4 protein-coding genes are annotated in these 4,452 nt (G+C 36.8%); 1 reads left to right on the plus strand and 3 read right to left on the minus strand.

The window, feature by feature from the left end:
- Nucleotides 1-85: 85 nt before the first annotated feature.
- On the minus strand, nt 86-1,351 hold the full coding sequence (locus HMPREF3029_RS07005; protein WP_068128193.1) for a replication-associated recombination protein A: 1,266 nt from the start codon (nt 1,349-1,351) through the stop codon (nt 86-88).
- 70 nt (nt 1,352-1,421) lie between these two features.
- Here HMPREF3029_RS07005 and HMPREF3029_RS07010 point away from each other — a divergent pair, with 70 nt between their 5' ends.
- Nucleotides 1,422-1,835: an RrF2 family transcriptional regulator gene (locus tag HMPREF3029_RS07010; RefSeq protein ID WP_070622385.1), complete on the plus strand. Its 414-nt coding sequence runs from the start codon at nt 1,422-1,424 to the stop codon at nt 1,833-1,835.
- Nucleotides 1,836-1,860: 25 nt separating this feature from the next.
- Here HMPREF3029_RS07010 and HMPREF3029_RS07015 read toward each other — a convergent pair whose 3' ends face one another.
- Together HMPREF3029_RS07015 and HMPREF3029_RS07020 are read right to left on the minus strand one after the other, a co-directional pair.
- On the minus strand, nt 1,861-3,540 hold the full coding sequence (locus HMPREF3029_RS07015; protein WP_070622387.1) for an ABC1 kinase family protein: 1,680 nt from the start codon (nt 3,538-3,540) through the stop codon (nt 1,861-1,863).
- A gap of 199 nt (nt 3,541-3,739) precedes the next feature.
- A partial coding sequence (locus tag HMPREF3029_RS07020; RefSeq protein ID WP_070710260.1) for an MsnO8 family LLM class oxidoreductase occupies nt 3,740-4,452 on the minus strand: 713 nt, incomplete at its 5' end.

The following is a 4,452-nucleotide window of genomic DNA, read 5'->3' on the forward strand; positions in this document are numbered from 1 at the left end:
GTCGTTGACGCAAAAGTGATTTGCGTAAAATTAAAACATCGAGTACATATAAAAGGCGAGTATCAATTGGATACTCGCCTTATTTTTATTTTACGAACGGTTTTAATTTCTCGTACGTCTCATTTAAATAACTTTCATATTTGGATGATCCCGTATCTTTAAAGTATTGTTTTGATTTTAAACTATCTGGTAAATATTGCTGTTTTACGACGTGGTTATCGTAGTTATGCGGATATTTATATCCGATTGCACGACCGAGTTCTTTTGCACCTTTATAATGACCGTCTTTTAAATGGTCTGGTATGACGCCGATATGTCCTTTTCGTATATCTGATAAAGCACTGTCGATACTTTTGATTGCTGTATTTGATTTTGGAGAGAGTGCTAAATCTATAACTGCTTGTGCGAGAGGTATTCTCGCTTCCGGGAATCCAAGTCGTTCTGCTGCGATGATCGCGTCTAGTGTGCGGCTTGGTAGTTGCGGGTTACTTAGCCCGATATCTTCATAACTAATGACGAGTAATCGTCTTGCAATTGTAACGAGGTCTCCTGCTTCTATTAATCGTCCTAAATAATGAAGTGCCGCATCGACATCACTACCGCGTATTGATTTTTGAAAAGCACTCATTACGTCGTAGTGTTGATCGCCGTCTTTATCGTGCAAGAATTGACTATGTTGCATCGTATCTCTCGCGTCTTCAAGTGTAACGTGAATCTCTTTATTTGTATCACTTAATACTGCAAGTTCTAGGCCGTTTAATGCACTTCTAATATCACCATTTGCTGCATGGATAAAGTGCTCTAAAGCATCATCATCTACGGTTACATTTAAATTACCAAGGCCACGCTCCTTATCATTTAAAGCGCGCGTGAGTCCAGTTTTAACATCCTCATCTGTTAATGGATGTAGTTCAAAAATTTGTGTTCTAGAGCGAATTGCAGGATTAATGACGTGGTACGGATTTGACGTCGTCGCACCGATTAAAACGATTTTTCCACTTTCTAGATGAGGGAGTAAAAAGTCTTGTTTTCCTTTATCGAGTCGGTGGATCTCATCGAGCATTAAAATTACGCTACCACTCATGTCTGCTTCAAAAACAATTTGTTCCATATCCTTTTTAGAGCTAGACACCGCGTTTAACGTTCTAAATTTATATTTAGTACTGCCAGCTAATGCGTTCGCAATACTCGTTTTACCTATACCTGGGGGACCGTAAAAAATCATCGATTGTAGTCTTTTAGCATTTACCATTCGTCTGATAATTCCTTTTTCTCCGACGAGATGTTCTTGGCCAAGTACTTCATCGATCGTTTTTGGTCGCATGCGAAAACTTAATGGTTCATTTGACATTAGATTTTTCACCAACTTTTTCGTTATAATTATAATCATAACATAAGAGATATGACTAAGAGGTGATGACGTGAAGATATCAACTAAAGGGCGCTACGGATTATATTTTATGAACGTCCTCGCATCTGAATATGGAGTTAAAAAGCGTTCAGTGAAATCTGTCGCGACTGAAAGAGGAATAAGCGACTTATATTTAGAACAAATCGTCGCGTGTCTAAAAAAAGCAGATTTAGTAAAAAGTACGCGCGGAGCGTACGGTGGTTATGAGTTAAATTATCCGCCAGATGAAATTACAGTGCTCGACGTATTCCAAGCTGTCGGCGAAAATATAATCGCAATAGAGTTAGACGATAAAGACACAAAAAACGAGAGATTCTTATGGAAAAGAATACGAGATGCGTCACACGACGTGCTGCGTCATACGACGTTACATGATCTTGAGAATCAATCAGACGAGTTTGATGATTATATGTTCTATATTTAAACACCTCCCAATTTGGGAGGTGTTTTCACATTCGTCCACTTTTAAATATCGTAAATATTAGCCAAGAGAACATCGCAATTGCGAGTATCGTACCGAGTTCTATCACCGGGAATTTGTAGAGTATCGACCCTTGACCAAGTAGTGAAGATCCGACAATGATTCCGGCCATTAATATAGAGAGTGACATTAAGACGATTGAAAAAGAAATTCTATTAATCGTTCGGTCTAAATGTCTTCCGATACTTTTTTCTTCCTTAAGTTCTAGACTGATCGGCAATCGTCTCGTACTCAAACCTTTCGTAAATTGATGGATGTTTGTTACAGAATCTTCAACAATATCTGTTAACAAAATCCAGTCTTCAAACTTATCTTCCGCAACGCGTTTAGGGTTTAATCTTTGAAGTAATAACTTTTTACCAAACGGTTCAGCGACAGATAATATGCTGTAGTCTTTATATAAAATTTCAATGTTACCTTCTAACGTAATTAACGTTTTAGCAAGTAATGTAAAGTCTTTTGGTAAATGGATATGGTATTTATTTGTAATTGTAAATAAGTCTCTAACCGCATCTCCAAATTCTAGGTCTTTCAGCGGAATATCATAATACTTATCTTGCATAAGCTCTGCTTCTTCGTATAAGTCATCGACATTTACGTCATCTGGTACAACACCCATTTGTATAATTGAACGTACAACTTTCTTAGAATTCTTTTGCATTAAACCGATGAGTAAACTTCCGAAGTTTTGTTTAACGTTATCTGTCAGTTTTCCGACCATACCAAAGTCGATAAAACCAAGCGTACCATCGTTTAAAACGATGATGTTCCCAGGGTGAATATCCGCATGGAAAAATCCATGTTCAAATATTTGTGTGAAAATTGTACGCGCAAATGTATCTGCGAGTTGATAACGGTCAAAACCTTTTTGCGAAAGTTCATCGACTTTACGAATTAAAATCCCTTCAAAGTATTCCATCGTCAAGATCGTTTTGTTTGATAACATTTCATAGACGTGTGGGAATTTGACGTCCTCTGAATTTTTAAACTGACGTTCAATACGATTAATGTTTCTCGCTTCTAACGTATAATCCATTTCTTGGATAATGGCAGTGGATAACTCATCGACAATATCTGTGACTTGATATTGTTTCGCCCATTTAAAGTTCTTTTCAGCAACTTGTGCGATCGTTTTAAGTATTTCTAAATCGATACGAATATTTCTTTCAATGTTTGGTCGTTGAACTTTAATCGCAACGACTTCACCAGTTTTTAGCACTGCTCGGTGGACTTGTCCAATCGACGCTGAACCGAGTGGTTCATCTTCAAATATTAAAAATGTGTCTTCGATTTTAATATCTAATTCTTGTTCGATTAACTCTCTTGCGATTTCGCTAGAAAATGGAGGTACATTACTTTGAAGTTTTTCTAATTCTTTAATGAATGACTCCGGTAATATATCACCACGCGTACTCGCGATTTGACCGAGTTTAACGTATGCAGGTCCTGCTTCTTCTAGAAATAATCGAATACGTTCTGCGATTGTTTTATCTTCTTCTTGTTTTTGGCTTTTATTAAATAATCGACTCGGTAAAGAGAGTAACTTATCTAAGCCACTTTCTTCGATAATAAACCCAAGTCCAGTTTTAGAAAACAAGATGGCAATTTCTCTAAAACGGTTAATATATTTAAATTGATTACGTATCATAATGTTCCTTCCAATCTAAAACGAGATGATGAAACGCTAGAAGAGTGCTAAAATAAGAGTTAACAATAATTACTATAAGAATAGGTGAAAACATTGCGTGAACTATTATTTTTAATTGCACCGATATTAATTATTCAAGTCATATTTTTTAGTGGTTTAATTTACTATATTTTATCAAAAAGAAAGCAATAAGATAGTCTTATTGCTTTTTATTATACTCTATAACGACGTCTTCAAATAATTGATAGCTCTTTATAAAAGCGTCTGTATCATAAATCGCAGTAGATGCGATGATTTCGTCGACGTCGAATTTATTTTGAAATGCTTCTAGGTCTTTAAGTGCTTGTTCTTTATCGCCAAGTATTTGAACTGGGAATTGATTGAGTATGATTTCTTTATGTTGCATTGACCAAATCTCGTCCATGTTTGTAACGGGTTGTTTCATCGGACCACGGTGATGTGTGATCATTCCGTAAACATTTTGATAATGGCTCGTTACGACGTATTCTGCTTCTTCTTGTGTGTCTTGAACGACGACGTTTAAGCACGCCATTTTATATGGTTCTTTTAATTGCTCACTCGGTGTAAAGTTGCGTTCATATATTTCAAATGCTTCTTCCATCATTGCTGGTGCAAAATGTGCAGCGAACGCATATGGCAGTCCTAAACGTGCGGCGATGTACGCTGAATCAGTTGAACTTCCTAAAACATATAACGGGATATTTGTGTTTAAACCTGGGTTCGCGATGACTTGCGACTCTTTATCAGATAAAAAGAATTGTAACTCACGAATTTCTTCTTCAAAGTCAAAGATACCTTGATGGTTACCACGGCGAATCGCGTTTGCTGTTACTTGATCTGTTCCAGGTGCTCTGCCAAGACCAATATCTAAACGGTCTCCAAATAATTCGT

The sequence above is a fragment of the Nosocomiicoccus sp. HMSC059G07 genome (genome assembly GCF_001815515.1).
Classification (GTDB): domain Bacteria; phylum Bacillota; class Bacilli; order Staphylococcales; family Salinicoccaceae; genus Nosocomiicoccus; species Nosocomiicoccus ampullae_A.